A 17,537-nucleotide genomic window follows, 5' to 3' on the forward strand; every position below is an offset into this window, starting at 1 on the left:
TAGGGGTTCATACACATATAAAAAGGGACTAATAGTCCAAAGTAGTTCAAAAACTACTCAACTGTTAGACCCTCTTTCTTTATGGTATCATCGTTAGCTGTACTTTATGTTTTTCCTCATCAATCTTATATACCCAAACATCAATAATATCACCGACAGAAACCATTTCACTTGGATGTCCTATTTTATGATCTGCCATCTGTGAAATATGAATCAGTCCATCTTCATGTAGCCCAATATCGACAAACACCCCGAAATCTACTACATTGCGTACCGTTCCCTGTAATTTATCATGAATATGAAGATCTTCTAATTCCAAGATATCACTTCTTAAAATCGGACCATCGTTATTGTCTCGATAATCTCTTAATGGTTGTTTGATTGAATCTAAGATATCATTCAGAGTATATGAATCACATTCTATTTGTTTTAACAATTCCTCTTTATTACAAGAATCCACAGCTTTTTGAGCAATCTGGGTTCCCATTGCATGTTCATCCAGACCAAGAATATCTAAAACAATCTTAGCATACTTATAAGATTCTGGGTGAATACTTGTTCGATCCAGCATTTCCTTGCCATCTTCAATTCGTAAGAAGCCGGCAGACTGTTCAAATGATTTTGTCCCAATTTTAGGAATCTTTTTAATTTCCTGACGAGATAGTATCTTTCCATTTTCCTGTCGATAGGTAACGATGTTGTTGGCCATCGCACTTGTCAAACCGGCAACATGCTTTAAAAGAGTTGGACTTGCAGTGTTGATATTAACTCCTACCAGGTTTACAGCTTTTTCTACTGCAAAATCCAATCTCTCTTTTAAGCGTGCAGCAGGAAGATCATGTTGATATTGTCCAACACCAATGGATTGTGGATCAATCTTGATCAACTCAGATAATGGATCCATTAATCGTCTTGCTATGGAAATAGCACTTCTTTGTTCGACATGCAGATTTGGAAATTCTTCAATCGCTAACTTACTGGCACTATATACACTTGCTCCCGCTTCAGATACGATTGTATACTGCACATTTAATCCATATTCTGAAATGACGTTACTGACAAAAGTTTCACTTTCTCTGCTTGCTGTACCATTGCCAATCGCAATGATTGATACATTATAATCTTTGATCAACTTTACAAGTTTTGTTTTTGCTTCCTTGATCTTTGCATTTGGCTGGTGTGGATAGATCACATCTACACACAACATTTTTCCTGACTCATCGATAACGGCAAGTTTACAGCCTGTTCGAAAAGCTGGATCGAAGCCTAAAATGCGTTTATTTTTGATTGGTGCCTGCAACAACAATTTTTCAAGGTTCATCGAGAAAACATCTATGCTGCTTTCATGTGCTTTAGCACTTAATTCAGATCGTACCATTCTTTCAATCGATGGATATGCAAGGCGTTTTAATCCATCAACTATGGCTTCATTTACATAAACAGCACATGGACTATTTGGATAACGAACATATCGACGTTTGACAAAGTTTTCGATATATTCTTCATTAAATTCAATCTGCACATTGATTACTTTTTCTTTTTCAGCACGATCTATCGCCATGATCCTGTGACTGGCTAGATGAGATACCTTTTCAACACGATCATAATACATACGATATACCTTAGCTTGATCGTCATGCCCTTTCTTTTCTTTTGTTACGATTCTTCCATAATTCATCATGGAATCATAGATCTTATTTCGAATATCATGATCATCACTGACCATTTCCGCAATGATATCTTTAGCTTGCTGCAAAGCTTCCTGAATATTTGTCACCTTATCATTCAAATAAGCCTCCACATCTTTCTCTTCAAAATGTCTAGGTGATTTCAATAATAAATCTGCCAATGGCTTCATTCCATTTGCGATAGCAACACTGGCACGCGTTTTCTTTTTTTGTTTATAAGGACGATAAATATCTTCTACCTGGGACAATTTTGTACACTCTAGCACTTGTTTTTTGATCGTATCTGTCAATTTACCTAAAGTTTCGATACGATTGATTACTTCTTCCTTGCGTTTTTGTAAATTGACTTGATAATTATATTCTTCCTGGATGACACGAATTTGTTCTTCATCCAATCCTTTTGTCATTTCTTTACGATATCGAGCAATAAAAGGAACCGTACTTCCTTCTTCTAAAAGTTTCAAAGTATTTGAAACTTGATCCGCATCTATATTTAATTCATTAGCGATGCGTTTGATAATTTCTTTATCCATTCATGATCTCCTTGTCTAAGCTAGATTAGTATAGCATGCACAATCTGTAGACACAAAAAAAGAATTGATAGAAAACCAATTCTTTTTTAATACGCAATAATTTCTACACCTTTATCCGTAACCAAGATCGTATGTTCAAATTGAGCACTTAACTTACCATCTCTTGTATAAGCTGTCCAGCCATTATTTTTGTCGATATATAATTCGCTTGTTCCCTGATTGATCATCGGTTCGATCGTAAATACCATTCCTGGGGCAATGACCATACCTGTATTTTTGATTCCAACATGATGTACATATGGATCTTCATGGAAAGCATTTCCAACTCCATGACCACAGAAATCTCTAACAACACTATATCCATTAGCATGGGCAACTTCTTGAATAGCTGCTCCAATATCGCCAAAATGACCCCAAGGCCGAACCGCTTCAATACCAACTCTTAAACATTCTTTAGTGACTTCAACTAATTTTTTAGCCTCATCGCTTACCTGCCCAATACAGAAAGTTCTTGATGCATCCGCATAATGTTGATGTACGATTGTTGTGCAATCCACATTAATGATATCGCCTTCTTTTAGAATGATATTTTTATTTGGGATCCCATGACATACTTCACTATTGATTGAAGTACATACACTTTTAGGAAATCCCTCATACCCTAAACAAGCTGGAATAGCTCCATGACTTACAGTATAATCATAAACCATTTTATCAATATCTTCTGTACTCATTCCTGCATGAATCTCTTTTTCAACCAAATCTAGAATTTCATTGTTGATCTTGGCGGCTTTTTTGATCCATTTAATATCATCAGGACTTTTGATCAAATTATGACTTGGAACCTGTTGTCCCTGTAGTTTCAAGACATTGATCGTGTTATCCCATTCTTCATGACAATGTTTATACTTTTTACCAGAACCACACCAGCATGGCATATTCTTACTGATCATTCTTATCACTTCTTTCTACTTGTCCATTATACACTTTTCCAACCACAAAAATAAACTATTTAATCCAGTCTAAAATAAACAGTTACCAACATCGTTATAAAGCAAATCGAACCCCCAATAAAATTCGAAATAGGCTCCGCCATAAATACCCCCATCGTACCAAAACCTAAATATGGTAGAAAAAAAGTCAGCGGAACAACAATAACCACTTTTCTTAATAATGAAAAGAAAATAGCTTGTTTCTTCTTATTCAATGATTTAAAAACGGTCTGTCCACAGTATTGAAAGGCTTGAAACACAAAGGCAAAGAAATACATATGTATGGCAGGAATCGCAATCTGTAAAAGCTTGGAATCATCATTAAATATATGAATAAAAAAACTTGGAAATAAAAAGACAAATAACCATGCCACCAAAGTATAAAGTACACCGGCACATGTAATGATGCGTATCGCCTTCTTTACCCCTTTATAATTCTTTGCCCCATAATTATAGCTTAATATTGGACTGGATCCATCTCCAATCGCAAGAACAGGAACCTCCAAAATCTGACGCACTGAATTAATAACCGTCATACAGGAAACATAAAGATCTGAACCAAACTGCGATAGCATGCTGTTACAAGCAATTTGAACTAAGCTGTTTGTACACTGCATCACAAAACTTGAAGACCCCAGGCTTAATACATCGCCAACTTCATCAAAGCAAAATTCCACATCCTTTAGGCGCTGCAATTTTAATTCCGGTTTCTTTCCTGTCAAAAATAAAAGTACAAAAACCGCAGATATGATTTGAGAAACAACCGTAGCAATAGCTGCTCCTTTTACTCCAAGATTTAAGCCAAATATAAATACTGGATCTAATATAATATTAGTAACTGCTCCAATAAATATTGTCATCATTCCCGTACTGGCAAATCCCTGCGCATTAATAAAAGGATTCATACCTAAGGCAATCATTGAGAAAACCGTACCAAGAAAATAAATGCGCATATACGGTAATGCATATTGGATCGTTATATCACTGGCTCCAAATAAATATAATAAAGGTTCACTCAACACCAATCCAATCATCGTTAATATTACAGCGGTAACCACAAGCATATAAAAAGAAATATTCATGATTCGTCCTGCTTTTTCTAAATTCCTCTTCCCTCTTTCAATCGAGCAAAGAGGGGCTCCTCCGGCTCCAAATAAATTTGTAAAAGCTGTAATCAAAGAAATCACCGGGAAACACAAACCCACTCCTCCTAATGCAACAACACCGATATCTTCAATCTTTCCAATATAAATACGATCTACGATGTTATACATCAAATTCAAAAGTTGAGCCACCAACATTGGTGTAGCTGACATGATGATATTCTCTAAAATCTTTCCACTTGAAAAATCTATTTGTCTAGTCTTCATAAATCGAATTATACACCAACAAAAAGAAAACAGCACCATTTTATTTGTGCTGTTAAAGTTCGATTGTCAGCATACGATCTTTTTCTGCCATATCTTTATGCACAGTAATCGTTGCATCTTTAAAATACTCTTTTGCAAGATCAGTTAATGCCTCACCTTGTTGATATCCCATTTCAAACGCTAAAAATGCTTTTTCATTTAAAACAAGATGTGCTTTTTCAAAGACATCGCGATAAAACTTCAGTCCGTCTTCTCCACCAAATAAGGCAACATGTGGTTCAAAATCCACAACACTATGTTCCATCTTTTCTTCACTTGGTATATAAGGCGGATTGCAGACTAGGATATCACAATGTAGATCCCTGTCAACAAATGGATCTAACATGCTACCACAAATAAAGCTTACATTAGCATGAAGTGCATCATTATTCTCTTTGGCTACTTTTAGTGCTTCCATCGAGATATCTGAAGCAATTACATCCATTTTTCTTTCTTCTAGATTTAAAGTGATTCCAATTGCCCCTGAACCAGTTGCTACATCAAATACGCTCACATGCTCTCGATCAGAAAATTTATCATCAAACATACTTAGGACAAGACCAACTAATTCTTCTGTTTCCGGTCGAGGAATCAACACATCCTCATTAACTTTAAAATTATAGCCATAGAAACATTCATATCCTAAAACATAGCTTAATGGTTTACCCAGCTCCATCTGATGAATACCTTCAAGATAATCCGTGGCAATAACTTCGTCGGCTTCCTCTTCCATAGAAATATAAAGATTTATACCTCTATTTTCACAAAGCTCATTCATCAATAACAAAGCTGCCTGTTCGCCCTGATTGGCCTTATATAAACGCTCTTTTCCTTCTTTTACATATTCTCTGTATTTCACAGTTGTTCTCCTGCAAGTTTAGCCTGCTGATCAGCCAATTGTAACGCGTTCATCAAATCTTCCAAGCGCCCATCAATGATACGATCCAACTGATTAACACTATACCCAATTCTATGATCAGTTACACGGTTTTGTGGGTAGTTATATGTACGAATCTTTTCAGCACGATCTCCTGTACCAATTTTAGTACGTCTTTCAGCTCCTGCTTTTTCATCCAATTCACGTTGATGTTCCTCTTTTACACGAGCTGCAATTGTAGCTAGCGCTGTCGCTCTATTTTCATGTTGAGAGCGTCCGTCCTGACATTTTACCACGATTCCTGTTGGTTTATGCACGATACGAACTGCAGAATCGGTCTTATTAACATGCTGTCCTCCAGCGCCTGAAGCACGCATTGTTTCAATTTCAAGATCATTCATATCGATATCAAAATCTTCCTCATCCAATTCTGGATAACATAATACAGTTGCTGTTGAAGTCTGAATACGTCCCTGACTTTCCGTCTTAGGAACACGCTGAACTCTATGAGAACCAGATTCAAATTTTAAAGTACCATACGCATTTTGCCCCGTTACCTTGAATGTGATCAATGAGAAACCGCCAGCTTCGCTATCTTCTGAATCAGTAACTTCCACTTTCCATCCTTTGCTTTCGGCATATTTCGCATACATTCTAAACAAGTCACCCGCAAAGATATTGGCTTCATCACCTCCAGCTGCACCACGAATTTCCATAAATGCATTATGCGAATCATTTGGATCCTTTGGTACCAGCAATAGTTCAAGTCTATCTAGATACTCTTTGATGGCAGGTTCTAATCTTTCGATTTCTGCATTCGCAAGTTCTCTTAATTCCTTATCATCTTCTTTTTGAAGTGTTTTTGCTTCTTCAAATTCTTCTTTTGCCTGTTTATATTCTGCATATGTTTCAACGATCGGTGTCAGTTCATTCTGTTCACGTCCTAATTTTGCCATTTGTTTTCGATCTGACACAACACTGCTGGACATCATCAGTTCATTGATTTCGTTATATCTTTCAACAAGAGAATCCAGTCTATCTTCCATTTTTGACATATAATCACCCTTTCGCTAGTCTAATATACCATGAAAATGAAATAAATGACACCTCATTCTTGTTATGTTAGAATAATCATATGAAAAAAAGAAGGAAGCAAACCCAAAGAAAATTAAAAAGATCGATAATAGTCTTTTTGAGCGCTCTTTTGGCGCTTTTTATCATTGGCTTTATCGGTCTTAAAATCACAGAAAACGGAACATATACAGTATACGATATAAAAACTCAGGAACAATATGGGACCTACAATCATTTTATATTCGCTAAGTGGAAAATGCACTCACTTGAAGAAAATGAGAATATCGTCATTTCCAATCAAAACGGAAAAATTGTTGCCCTGCATAATGCCATCGTTAATTTTAACACAAAAGAAGTCACCGAAAACACATCTTATGTCGTTGATGGAACAAACGAAGATGGATATTTAAATGGCAGTTATGGGACTGATGGATTATATATTGAAACTAGTAACGATGGATCTAAAGTCCTCTTTATGATGAGTGGAGTTAAAGCCTGGGTTTCTATTGAAGATATTCAATTATTTTATTATGACGATTATCTTCAATCCTACTATTATGTAAATAACGGATCTTTGATTCATGCGATATTAATTGATGCCGACAGTGCACAATATCAAACATTGGCTATTGGAGAGGCTCCTGATTTCTTAAAAGAGAATACAACGTATTTCTCTTATGACGGAAACTGGTTTTATACCGATATGGATCAACTATCCAGCGATGTGCTCAATGATGTACACGATAACGCCATAAATTCTGAAGCTTATTTTAATTTTTATCAATATGTTCCACATCGCTCTTTAACGAATTTAGACGATTCAGACTATAACGAATATCTTAGCAGTGTTGGAATCAGTGCCACAGCCAATGCCTATCCATGTGCAGATACAGAAAGTGTTCTCTATGAGAATGGATCTATTTTTACCGAGGTGCAAGATCAAACCTATATCAATGCAACCATGATGTTTGCGGTTGCCTTAAATGAAAGTGGTTATGGTCAAAGTCAGTATGCAATTGAAAATCACAACTTGTTCGGTCATGCTGCATATGATTCAAATCCAGATAACGCCAACAGCTATGACTCTTTAGAAGACTGTGTATATCAACATGCCTATAATTTTCTTCAACAAGGATACGCAAATCCTGAAGATGAAAGATATCATGGATCCTGGTTTGGTAATAAAGCCAGTGGTATCAACGTTCAATACGCTTCTGACCCTTACTGGGGTGAAAAGGCGGCAAGTTTCTACTATAGCTTAGATAATGGCAAAGATCTAAATGAAATTCAAATCATCACACAAAAACTTAAAAACGACCTAAATGTATATGATGAAGTAGATGGTTCTGTCCTATATTCTTATGAAAAGGGTGATATCATCAGCTTTGTATACACCAACTCAGATAATGGATGGTATCAAATCATGAGTGAAGCCCCTGTTAAAGATGGTAAAATCGATATTAACAGCACTTATACAAAAGATAGCGTTGGCTACATTCAAGCCTCCGATTTAAATCAATAATTTGTCTATATATAAGACCAGGTTCAATCCTGGCCTTTTCATTTAGCTTTGTATCAATTCCTTGGCTTAATACCCTTTTGTTAATGTTCGCAAAGCACAAAATAAACTCTTCGCTTAAGCCTTTTTCCAACATTTCCTTAACCATTTTTAATAAAGTCTCTTTTTCCTATTTATCCAGTGACTCACACATATTTATCATTCCCTCTGTTTCTTTGACTACAATATCAAACAATCTTTCACTCCTGACCATTGATGCAACTACCATAGCTGCTTCTTTGCCTTTTTGAATCATTAATCTTGTGGTTTCAAAAACCAGATTTACTTCATCATTATCATAATTTGTTGAATCTTTACATAGTTCAACTTGTCGCATTGAATAATTATTAACGTGCTCATTTGTGTTGATAAACAAATCATACAAATCTTTATTACCTTTCCAAAAATGTTCTTCATAATAGATCACGATTATTATACATGGGATAATCTTTTCGCCTAGCTGTATCTTTGATAAGAAAGCTTCATTACGTAAATCTTTTTCTTTATCATGTTTTTTTCGCAAGTGCGTCCATCTGTTTTTGATACCAAAGAAAATCATATCTTAACACTCTAAACGGTATAGAATAATCTTCGTTCAATTGATTTTATATGCCTAAATAATACGTCCCATATGCACTATCCCAACGCATCACCACATCTCTTTCTATGTTTTAGATTGGATAACCAGATCTTCTTTCTTTATTAACCTGCTTCCGCCAAAAAGATTCGCATTCATAAAACTCTCAAAATGCTCTGAATCGCTCCAAAATTCATTGATCACATGATCAAACTTTTTTAAGTTCTGCATTCATGACCAATCCCACCTTCTAAATACCATTGTAGAATCATTTTGTCATTGAACCTGTTATTTATCATTCTTTAATACCTCCTGTTTTTTCAATACAATTCAATTGAAAAAACGACAAAAAAAAGATGATCATAATCATTAGATCATGACCATCAATATTTCTGTTACTTAACTTCTGTCTTGTAATACGCAACAAGGCTTTCCAACAATGCGATTGCTTGATCAACCTGTTCTTCTGTCATTTCACGTACATTCGAGTAATTTTTCATCAAGATTGTTTTAGAAACATTATACTTTTCTGCTAGATAATTTATCCAATCTTCACTCTCTTCCACCTGACGTTTTGAAATAACACCTTCAGAAATAATGACACCTGTTACTTCATTGATTCTTACTGGAACAGACCATTTAACTAAGCCAGCATGACAAGAATATGTCTGAACTTTTTTTGACTCCAAAGCCATAGTGTAGTTTTCTACTGTACATTCATCACACTGCTTTAAGGCAGATGCACTTGTTTTTAAACACTTACAGAAAAAATTTCTTTCTTTTGCACTATCTGTAATATCATTTTTGCTTTGGATAAAGTAACTATGTAAACCTGTAATATCATAGTATGCTTCGATCACTTTATCAATTGCCTGTAATTCTTTCATTCACATTCACCCCAATATTCTTTCTGATATAATTAAAGCACTTTTAAGCGTTACTTTCAATGCAAATGTAAGCCTTTACAATTATTTTCTTTGAAATTATCTTTATTCATATTATTTATCTAATGTCTTGATAAATCAAAAAAAAGAACTTACCGAAATCACGATAAGTTCTTTTACTTTATTTAGTGTTTGAAATGACGAATTCCTGTGAATACCATTGCGATACCATGTTCGTTACATTCATCAATAGATAGCTGATCTTTAATAGAACCACCTGGTTGAATGATTGCTGTAACACCTGCTTTGATTGCTTCTTGAACTGTATCTGGCATTGGGAAGAAAGCATCACTTGCCATAACAGAACCTTTAGCTTTTTCCTGTGCCTGCTCAATCGCAATTTTAGCTGCTCCGACACGATTCATCTGTCCAGCACCGACGCCAATTGTCATATTGTCTTTTACAAGAACGATGGCATTGGATTTAACGTGCTTAACAACTTTCCATCCAAATAAAAGCTGTTCAATTTCTTCTTTCGTAGGTTTGCGGTTTGTAACACAACGTAAATCTTCTTCTCGAACTACATGTGTATCCATTTCCTGAACCAACAATCCATCATTAACGTTTGTATATTTCAAAGCAGTAGATGTAGATAATGTAGTATCCAGTTTCATCAAACGAATATTCTTCTTACGTGTTAAGATTTCTAATGCTTCTTCACTAAAATCAGGAGCAATGATGATTTCTAAGAAGATCTTAGATAATTTTTCAGCTAATCCTTTTTCAACTTTATCATTTAAAGCAACGATTCCACCAAAGATAGAAACCGGATCTGCTTCATATGCCTTATCCCAGGCAGCTTCAATATTTTCACCAATACCCACTCCACATGGATTCATATGTTTCAAACCAACTGCAGCATACTGACCTTCAAAATCTTTCAAAACTTCGATAGCTGCATTCCCATCCTGAATATTATTGTAAGAAAGTTCTTTTCCATGAAGCTGTGTTGCGTTTGCCAAAGAATACTTAGGATTCATACCTTTATAGAAAGCAGCTTTTTGATGAGGGTTTTCCCCATAACGAAGATCCTGTACTTTATCAAATGTAATTGTTAAACTTTCAGGGAATTCTTCATGAGTGCGTTTTGTCAAATAATCGGCAATCATCGCATCATATCGAGCTGTATGACGGAATACTTTTGCGGCAAGATGTTCACGTGTTTCTAATGTCGTTTCACCATTTTCTTTGATTTCATTCAATACTTTTTCATAATCTTTTGGATCACAAAGAACTGGAATGCTCTGATAATTCTTAGAAGCACTGCGCAACATACTTGGTCCACCAATATCAATGTTTTCGATAATCTCTTCATGGCTTACGCCTTCTTTTTGTACAGTTTCTTTAAATGGATAAAGGTTTACACACACTAGATCAATATATTCAATACCTAGTTCTTTTAACTGTCTTACATGATCTGGATTATCTCTAACACACAAAAGAGCTCCATGCACTTTTGGATGAAGCGTCTTTACACGACCATCCATAATTTCTGGAAAACCTGTTACTTCACTAATTCCAATTGTTTTGATACCTGCATTTTCCAAAGCTTTTTTAGTTCCACCTGTAGAAATGATTTCATAACCACAGTCAACTAACCCTTGAACAAACTCCACTAGACCTGTTTTATCTGAAACACTGACCAATGCTCTTTTCATAAAATATGCACTCTTCCTTTCTCTATTCTTATTCTATCCTCACAATAATAACGAACTACCATAGGTAAGATCTTATGTTCTATCTCAAGAACTCTTTTTTGAATTGCTTCAGCTGTATCCAAGTCGGCAATCGATACAGCTTCCTGATAAATGATTGGTCCACCATCTACTTCTTCACTAACAAAATGTACCGTAGCTCCACTTACCTTTACTCCCTTGGCCAAGGCAGCTTCATGAACGTGAAGTCCATACATACCCGGTCCACAGAAAGAAGGAATCAAAGATGGATGAATATTAATGATCTTATTTGGATATGCTTTGATCAAATCTTCCTGCAAGATCGCTAGATACCCGGCTAAAACGATAAAATCAATCTTTTCATCCTGAAGTTTTTTCAAAAGTTCTTTTTGATCTTTTATACATGCTGTTGGAATACCTGCCTGTTTTGCTCTTTCAAGACCATATGCACTCTTACGATTACTGATCACAAGAGCTATTTCACAGTTGATATTTCCTTTTTTATGTTCATCAATGATGGATTGAAGATCCGTACCTCCTCCAGAAATCAGTACGGCAAGTCTTAACATAATTCAACTCCTTTTTGACCTTCAACAATATTTCCTACAACATAACAAGTATCTCCAGCTTTTTGAATTGCCTCCATAGCTGTATCCACATCTTCTGGATCTAAGGCAATGACCATACCTAATCCCATATTAAATGTGTTGTACATCATCGTTTCTTCTACATTTCCATTCTTGGCAATCAAATCGAAGATGGCAGGAACTGGATAGCTGTCTTTTTTAATAATAGCTTTTGCGTTTTCTGGAAGCATTCGAGGAACATTTTCATAGAAACCTCCACCTGTAATATGGCTGCATCCCTTGATCGTGACACCTGCTTCTTTTACATTTTTTAAAGCTTTGACATAGATACGTGTTGGTTCGATCAAAGCTTCTCCTAATGTCTTTTTAAGCTCATCATAATACGTATTTAAAGATTCTTCTGTCATATCAAATACAGAACGAACCAAACTAAATCCATTTGAATGGACACCGCTAGATGCAATACCAACCAACACATCGCCTTCTTTGATATTTGAACCATCAATGATATCTTTTTTATCTACGACACCTACCGCAAATCCAGCAAGATCGTATTCATCCACTGGCATCAAACCTGGATGCTCAGCTGTTTCTCCACCAATTAGTGCACATTCGCTTTGTTTGCATCCTTCGGCAACACCGCTTACGATCGTTGCGATCTTTTCCGGATAGTTTTTACCACATGCGATGTAATCAAGGAAGAATAGTGGTTCTCCTCCAGCACATGCAATGTCATTTACACACATTGCGACTGCATCGATACCGATCGTATCATGTTTATCCAAAACAAAAGCCAATTTTACCTTTGTTCCACATCCATCGGTTCCAGATAACAGAACAGGTTCTTCCATGCCCTTGATCTTTGAAAGATCAAAGGCACCAGCAAACCCACCAAGTCCACCTAACACTTCAGGACGCATCGTTTCTTTTACGTGTTTTTTCATCAATTCCACTGATTTATAACCAGCTTCAATATCTACACCCGCTTTTTTATAATCCATGTTTTTCTCCTTTATTTATGTGTGAAATAACGAACACCATTTTCGAAAATATTCTGATCTTTATTTCCGTAAATATTCTGCATCAAACCTTCTTCATATCGTTCGCTATGTCCCATCTTTCCAAAAATCTTTCCGTCTTTAGAGAAGATACCTTCAATAGCAATGCTAGAACCATTGATATTATCTAGCCCATCCATCGTTGGAACACCTTCTTCATTGACATATTGTGTTGCGACCTGACCATTCTTAACAAGTTCTTCTAACACTTCTTTTGATGCGACAAACTTACCTTCTCCATGAGACATCGCAACCGAATGCATTTCTCCTGGTGTCATAGACATGAACCATGGTGAAGCATTCGATGTAACACGAGTACGTGCAATATGACTTACGTGACGGTTAATATTGTTTCTGAACAATGTAGGATTTTCTTCATTTAATCCTGCAATATCACCATAAGGTAACAAGCCTGATTTGATCAAAGCCTGGAATCCATTACAAATACCTAAGATCAAACCATCATTAGCACGCATCGTATCAATGGCTTTTGAAATTTTAGGATTGCGTAGTACATTGGCAATGAATTTACCAGATCCATCTGGTTCATCCCCTGAACTAAATCCACCAACGATCATCAAGATCTGTGCCTTGGCAATTTCATCTGCCAATGTATCAATACTTGTCTTGATGTTCTCTACGGTCAAGTTATTGAATACAACTTGATGCACTTCAGCCCCGGCACGCTCAAATTTTGCCGTTGTATCATATTCACAGTTTTGTCCAGGGAAGATAGGAATCACGACAATTGGTTTTTCTACTTTCACCTTAGAATAAACAGGTTCTTTAACTGTTAGAGGTGTATCTAAAGTTTCTTTTCCAAGATCAACATTCATTGGATAGATATCATCATATCTTTCTTTCCAAGCTTTTAAAGCATCTTCAATCGTAACCACCTCATCATTGATAACGATCTTGTCTTCTTCATTCAAAATTCCTAACAATGTGAAATGAGGATCCATGATACTTTCGGTTGCCTCTACGATCAATGATCCTGTATTGAATCCATAAACATCTTCATCGCTTTGAATCGCAACACCTAATTTATTACCAAATGCCATCTTAGCAATCGCATATCCGATACCACCAAATTTAACGGCGCTTGCCGCAACGATCTTACCTTCCTGCATCTTTTCATGAACGGTTTTAAAATTATCTTTTAACTGTTCATAGTTAGGCACATGATCAGCTAATGCTTCATGTTTGACTAAATAAACATAATTACCGGCTTTTTTGAAAGAAGCACTGACAACGGAATCTGTTTTTTGAGTTGTGATGGCAAATGTGATCAATGTAGGTGGAACATGAATATCTTTATATGTTCCAGACATACTGTCTTTTCCGCCAATACTTGGTGTTTCAAAGGCAATCTGTGCATCGACTAGACCTAATAAAGCCTGCATTGGATTTCCCCATTTTTTAGGATCGTCTCCAACTCTTTCAAAGTATTCCTGATTTGATAAACGACATGTTGAATAATCGGCACCTAAAGCTGTTATTTTAGCTAAAGCTTCAACAACAGAATAGCTCGCTCCTAAATACGGAGAGTATTTTGCTAATTTCGGATCGTATCCATATGTCATGGTTGAGCATGTATTTGTCATCCCGAATACTGGTAATTTTTGAACAGACCCTTCTTCAGGAGTTAACTGGTATTTTCCACCAAATGGCATCAATACTGTACTCTTGCCAATCGAAGCATCGAACATTTCTGCTAAACCAATCTGGCAGGCTACATTTGGATCATGTAACACTTCCACAAGATTTGTGTCTTTTTTATCAAATGGTTTTTCATCATATTCACTTTCACAAACCTCAACAGCCTGATGAGCTCGTACCCCATTTGTATCTAAAAATGCACGCGACATATCGACAATTGTTTCGCCTCTAAATTTCATCACAAGACGATTTGTATCCGTAACAGTAGCCACTTTGATAGCTTCTAGATTTTCTTTATATGCTTCTTCTTTAAATTTCTCAAAGTCTTTTGCATCAATACAACAAGCCATACGCTCTTGTGATTCACTGATCGCAAGCTCTGTACCATCAAGACCCTGATATTTTACTGGAACGGCATCCAAATCAACATCAAGACCATCAGCCAATTCACCAACAGCTACGCTGACACCACCAGCACCAAAATCATTAGCCTTCTTGATCAATTTTGTGCAGGCAGGGTTTCTAAACAAACGTTGCAACTTACGTTCGATCAAAGCATTTCCTTTTTGTACTTCGCTTGAACATTTTTCTAGACTTGTTTCATTATGCTCTTTACTTGAACCGGTTGCTCCACCGATTCCATCACGACCTGTTGCTCCACCAATCAAAACGATGATATCGCCTGGCTGAGGCTTTTCTCTTTTTACATGAGATTTAGGCGCAGCTCCAACAACAGCTCCAACTTCCATTCTCTTGGCAACATACCCTTCATCATAAATTTCTTCGACAAAAGTAGTCGCCAACCCAATCTGGTTACCATAGCTTGAATAACCATGAGCAGCTGTTTTAGAAATTTTTGATTGAGGAAGTTTATGTTCCATGGTTTGTGAAATTGGTTTTGTGATATCCCCGGCTCCGGTAATACGCATTGCCTGATAAACATAACTTCTTCCAGATAGTGGATCTCGAATGGCTCCACCAATACATGTGCTGGCACCGCCAAATGGCTCAATTTCAGTTGGATGGTTATGCGTTTCATTTTTAAACATCAATAACCAGTTTTCATCTTTTCCATCGACATCTACTTTGATTTCTACAGAGCAGGCATTAATTTCATCGCTGACTTCCATATCATCTAACTTACCTTGTTTACGAAGATATTTACCGGCAATCGTTGCCATATCCATCAAAGTCTGTTCTTTTTTTCCACCATGTACTTCATTGCGTAACGCAAGATACTTTTCATAAGATTCTTGAAGCTGTTCTTTTAGCGTATCCAGCTTAAAATCAACAGAATCCAATACTGTTTCAAATGTGGTATGGCGGCAGTGATCTGACCAATATGTATCCAATACCTTTAGTTCAGTCATCGTACAATCACGTTTTTCCTGTGTTTTAAAATAATCTTGAACAAATTCAATATCCTCTTGTGACATAGCCAATCCTTCTTTTTCACGAAGAGCGGATAATTCTTCTTTACTCATATTAATGAATCCATTCAAGATAGGAACTGGTGCTACTTCTACATCTTGATCATCTTCCAATACACTTAAATCTTTTACTCTAGCTTCTACAGGGTTAACGATATAACCCGTGATTTTTTCTAGATCTTCTTTTGAAACTTGACCATCAAATACCAACAATGTTCCTGAATGAATACGAACTGTCTGTTTATTATTCAATAACATCAAACACTGCATAGCGCTATCAGCTCTTTGATCATATTGCCCTGGTAAATATTCATAGGCAAGATATTTTTTACCCTCAAGGTCGATAGAATCGTATACAACATCTGTTACCACTTCACTGCAGACATTCTTTTTCAAAAGTTGAATATCATTTTCATCTGCGTTAAAGATGTCATAAATATTATATAAAGAGACTTTAAAATCATCAGAAAGTGATAGAGACTGTCTTAATTCAGTGCCTAATGACTCGCTTTCAACTTGGAATTGTTCTTTTTTCTGAACAAAAATACGTGTATCCATTTTTTTCTCCTTTATTCTACAATAGATTGTGCCAAAACATTTTCAGCTTGTTCTTTTTTGAAATCTTCGATTGTTTTTTGAACGGCTTCATCAGCTAATCCAATCATCTGACAAGCTAAGATAGCTGCATTTCTTGCACCAGCTTTTCCAATTGCAACTGTAGCAACTGGAACGCCCTGAGGCATCTGTACCGTTGACAACAATGAATCCATACCGCCTAACGCACTAGTCTGCATTGGAATTCCAATTACAGGAAGTGGTGTCGAACTAGCAATTACACCAGCTAGATGAGCCGCTCCTCCAGCTGCAGCAATAATAACCTTGATTCCACGACTTTTTGCTTCAGAACTTAATTTAATTACTTCATTCGGTGTACGATGCGCACTCAACACGCGTACTTCATAACCAATTTTGAAATCATCCAGTTGTTTCATACAACCTTCCATTGCGGGTAAATCACTTCTTGAACCTATTACTACCAACACTTTAGTTTCCATTTTTATCCTCCCTTTGCATTAAAAAAAGCGCACCTATCAAGGGCACGCTTAAAACAGCCTGTGTTCTTTCAATTTTGTAAATCTTCTTAAGACCATAAGTAAGACCTCCAAAAACAGCAACAGAATTCCTTCTGCACATTTATTCTACATGAATCATTTTAACTTTACAACAGGCATTTTTATTTCTGATTCATAAAATGCAGATCTTAATTCATCAAGAGAAATAACAAGCGTTTTATACCCGGAGTTCATTGAATTTATTTATAAACCATACTAGTATATATGCACATAAACGACCTGGCCCTACATAAGTAGGCAAACAGAAAACGAGCAGCTGTCATTGCTCTTTTCGTATTATGAAACCAGGAAGAAAAGTATTCTGGTTAATATAGAATTGTATAATGTAGATGAACAGATCAA

14 protein-coding genes are annotated in these 17,537 nt (G+C 36.2%); 1 reads left to right on the forward strand and 13 read right to left on the reverse strand.

Features of this window, described 5'->3' with window-relative positions:
- Nucleotides 1-79: 79 nt before the first annotated feature.
- The 5 genes from PND65_RS09140 to prfA all read right to left on the reverse strand — a co-directional run bounded on the left by PND65_RS09140 (nt 80) and on the right by prfA (nt 6,554).
- The gene (locus PND65_RS09140) at nt 80-2,221 is read right to left on the reverse strand and encodes a Tex family protein (RefSeq protein WP_271991729.1); all 2,142 of its coding nucleotides are present in this window, start codon (nt 2,219-2,221) and stop codon (nt 80-82) included.
- Nucleotides 2,222-2,307: 86 nt separating this feature from the next.
- Nucleotides 2,308-3,174 carry a type I methionyl aminopeptidase gene (gene map, locus PND65_RS09145; protein WP_015535668.1) on the reverse strand — a complete coding sequence of 289 codons (867 nt, stop codon included), beginning with the start codon at nt 3,172-3,174 and terminating at the stop codon, nt 2,308-2,310.
- Nucleotides 3,175-3,233: 59 nt separating this feature from the next.
- Nucleotides 3,234-4,583, reverse strand: a complete 1,350-nt coding sequence (locus PND65_RS09150) for an MATE family efflux transporter (protein WP_271991732.1) — start codon at nt 4,581-4,583, stop codon at nt 3,234-3,236.
- A 52-nt stretch (nt 4,584-4,635) separates the two neighbouring features.
- Nucleotides 4,636-5,481 carry a peptide chain release factor N(5)-glutamine methyltransferase gene (gene prmC, locus PND65_RS09155; protein ID WP_271991734.1) on the reverse strand — a complete coding sequence of 282 codons (846 nt, stop codon included), beginning with the start codon at nt 5,479-5,481 and terminating at the stop codon, nt 4,636-4,638.
- Nucleotides 5,478-6,554 carry a peptide chain release factor 1 gene (gene prfA / locus PND65_RS09160; protein WP_022355733.1) on the reverse strand — a complete coding sequence of 359 codons (1,077 nt, stop codon included), beginning with the start codon at nt 6,552-6,554 and terminating at the stop codon, nt 5,478-5,480. The genes prmC and prfA overlap by 4 nt, the downstream gene beginning before the upstream one ends.
- Nucleotides 6,555-6,634: 80 nt before the next feature.
- Between prfA and PND65_RS09165 the strand changes: the two genes are divergently transcribed.
- Nucleotides 6,635-8,095 carry a glucosaminidase domain-containing protein gene (locus tag PND65_RS09165; RefSeq protein WP_271991736.1) on the forward strand — a complete coding sequence of 487 codons (1,461 nt, stop codon included), beginning with the start codon at nt 6,635-6,637 and terminating at the stop codon, nt 8,093-8,095.
- Between the two features lie 166 nt (nt 8,096-8,261).
- On the opposite strand, the gene PND65_RS09170 is transcribed toward PND65_RS09165, so the two are convergent.
- The 8 genes from PND65_RS09170 to purE all read right to left on the reverse strand — a co-directional run bounded on the left by PND65_RS09170 (nt 8,262) and on the right by purE (nt 17,117).
- A complete protein-coding gene (locus PND65_RS09170; protein WP_271991739.1) occupies nt 8,262-8,654 on the reverse strand; it encodes a hypothetical protein in 393 nt (130 codons plus the stop codon).
- Between the two features lie 141 nt (nt 8,655-8,795).
- Complete coding sequence (locus tag PND65_RS09175; protein ID WP_271991742.1) at nt 8,796-8,939, reverse strand: hypothetical protein; 144 nt, start codon at nt 8,937-8,939, stop codon at nt 8,796-8,798.
- A gap of 164 nt (nt 8,940-9,103) precedes the next feature.
- Nucleotides 9,104-9,595 (reverse strand): PocR ligand-binding domain-containing protein, encoded by a 492-nt coding sequence (locus PND65_RS09180; RefSeq protein ID WP_035402820.1) that lies wholly within the window; start codon nt 9,593-9,595, stop codon nt 9,104-9,106.
- 182 nt (nt 9,596-9,777) lie between these two features.
- A complete protein-coding gene (gene purH / locus PND65_RS09185) occupies nt 9,778-11,310 on the reverse strand; it encodes a bifunctional phosphoribosylaminoimidazolecarboxamide formyltransferase/IMP cyclohydrolase (protein WP_015535671.1) in 1,533 nt (510 codons plus the stop codon).
- The gene (gene purN / locus PND65_RS09190) at nt 11,307-11,897 is read right to left on the reverse strand and encodes a phosphoribosylglycinamide formyltransferase (RefSeq protein WP_015535672.1); all 591 of its coding nucleotides are present in this window, start codon (nt 11,895-11,897) and stop codon (nt 11,307-11,309) included. The genes purH and purN overlap by 4 nt, the downstream gene beginning before the upstream one ends.
- On the reverse strand, nt 11,891-12,916 hold the full coding sequence (purM, locus tag PND65_RS09195; RefSeq protein WP_022355727.1) for a phosphoribosylformylglycinamidine cyclo-ligase: 1,026 nt from the start codon (nt 12,914-12,916) through the stop codon (nt 11,891-11,893). The genes purN and purM overlap by 7 nt, the downstream gene beginning before the upstream one ends.
- Before the next feature lie 11 nt (nt 12,917-12,927).
- Nucleotides 12,928-16,620 (reverse strand): phosphoribosylformylglycinamidine synthase, encoded by a 3,693-nt coding sequence (locus tag PND65_RS09200; RefSeq protein ID WP_271991745.1) that lies wholly within the window; start codon nt 16,618-16,620, stop codon nt 12,928-12,930.
- Between the two features lie 11 nt (nt 16,621-16,631).
- Nucleotides 16,632-17,117 (reverse strand): 5-(carboxyamino)imidazole ribonucleotide mutase, encoded by a 486-nt coding sequence (purE, locus tag PND65_RS09205; protein ID WP_271991747.1) that lies wholly within the window; start codon nt 17,115-17,117, stop codon nt 16,632-16,634.
- Nucleotides 17,118-17,537: the final 420 nt, after the last annotated feature.

The organism is Faecalitalea cylindroides (genome assembly GCF_028321995.1).
GTDB classification, from domain to species: Bacteria; Bacillota_I; Bacilli_A; order Erysipelotrichales; family Erysipelotrichaceae; genus Faecalitalea; species Faecalitalea cylindroides.

Bases quoted from the DNA above. Each gene is read 5' to 3' on its own strand.
- PND65_RS09140 (WP_271991729.1), bottom strand. From the start codon at position 2,221: ATGGATAAAGAAATTATCAAACGCATCGCTAATGAATTAAATATAGAT.
- map (WP_015535668.1), bottom strand. From the start codon at position 3,174: ATGATCAGTAAGAATATGCCATGCTGGTGTGGTTCTGGTAAAAAGTAT.
- PND65_RS09150 (WP_271991732.1), bottom strand. From the start codon at position 4,583: ATGAAGACTAGACAAATAGATTTTTCAAGTGGAAAGATTTTAGAGAAT.
- prfA (WP_022355733.1), bottom strand. From the start codon at position 6,554: ATGTCAAAAATGGAAGATAGACTGGATTCTCTTGTTGAAAGATATAAC.
- PND65_RS09165 (WP_271991736.1), top strand. From the start codon at position 6,635: ATGAAAAAAAGAAGGAAGCAAACCCAAAGAAAATTAAAAAGATCGATA.
- PND65_RS09175 (WP_271991742.1), bottom strand. From the start codon at position 8,939: ATGCAGAACTTAAAAAAGTTTGATCATGTGATCAATGAATTTTGGAGC.
- PND65_RS09180 (WP_035402820.1), bottom strand. From the start codon at position 9,595: ATGAAAGAATTACAGGCAATTGATAAAGTGATCGAAGCATACTATGAT.
- purH (WP_015535671.1), bottom strand. From the start codon at position 11,310: ATGAAAAGAGCATTGGTCAGTGTTTCAGATAAAACAGGTCTAGTGGAG.
- purN (WP_015535672.1), bottom strand. From the start codon at position 11,897: ATGTTAAGACTTGCCGTACTGATTTCTGGAGGAGGTACGGATCTTCAA.
- purM (WP_022355727.1), bottom strand. From the start codon at position 12,916: ATGGATTATAAAAAAGCGGGTGTAGATATTGAAGCTGGTTATAAATCA.
- PND65_RS09200 (WP_271991745.1), bottom strand. From the start codon at position 16,620: ATGGATACACGTATTTTTGTTCAGAAAAAAGAACAATTCCAAGTTGAA.
- purE (WP_271991747.1), bottom strand. From the start codon at position 17,117: ATGGAAACTAAAGTGTTGGTAGTAATAGGTTCAAGAAGTGATTTACCC.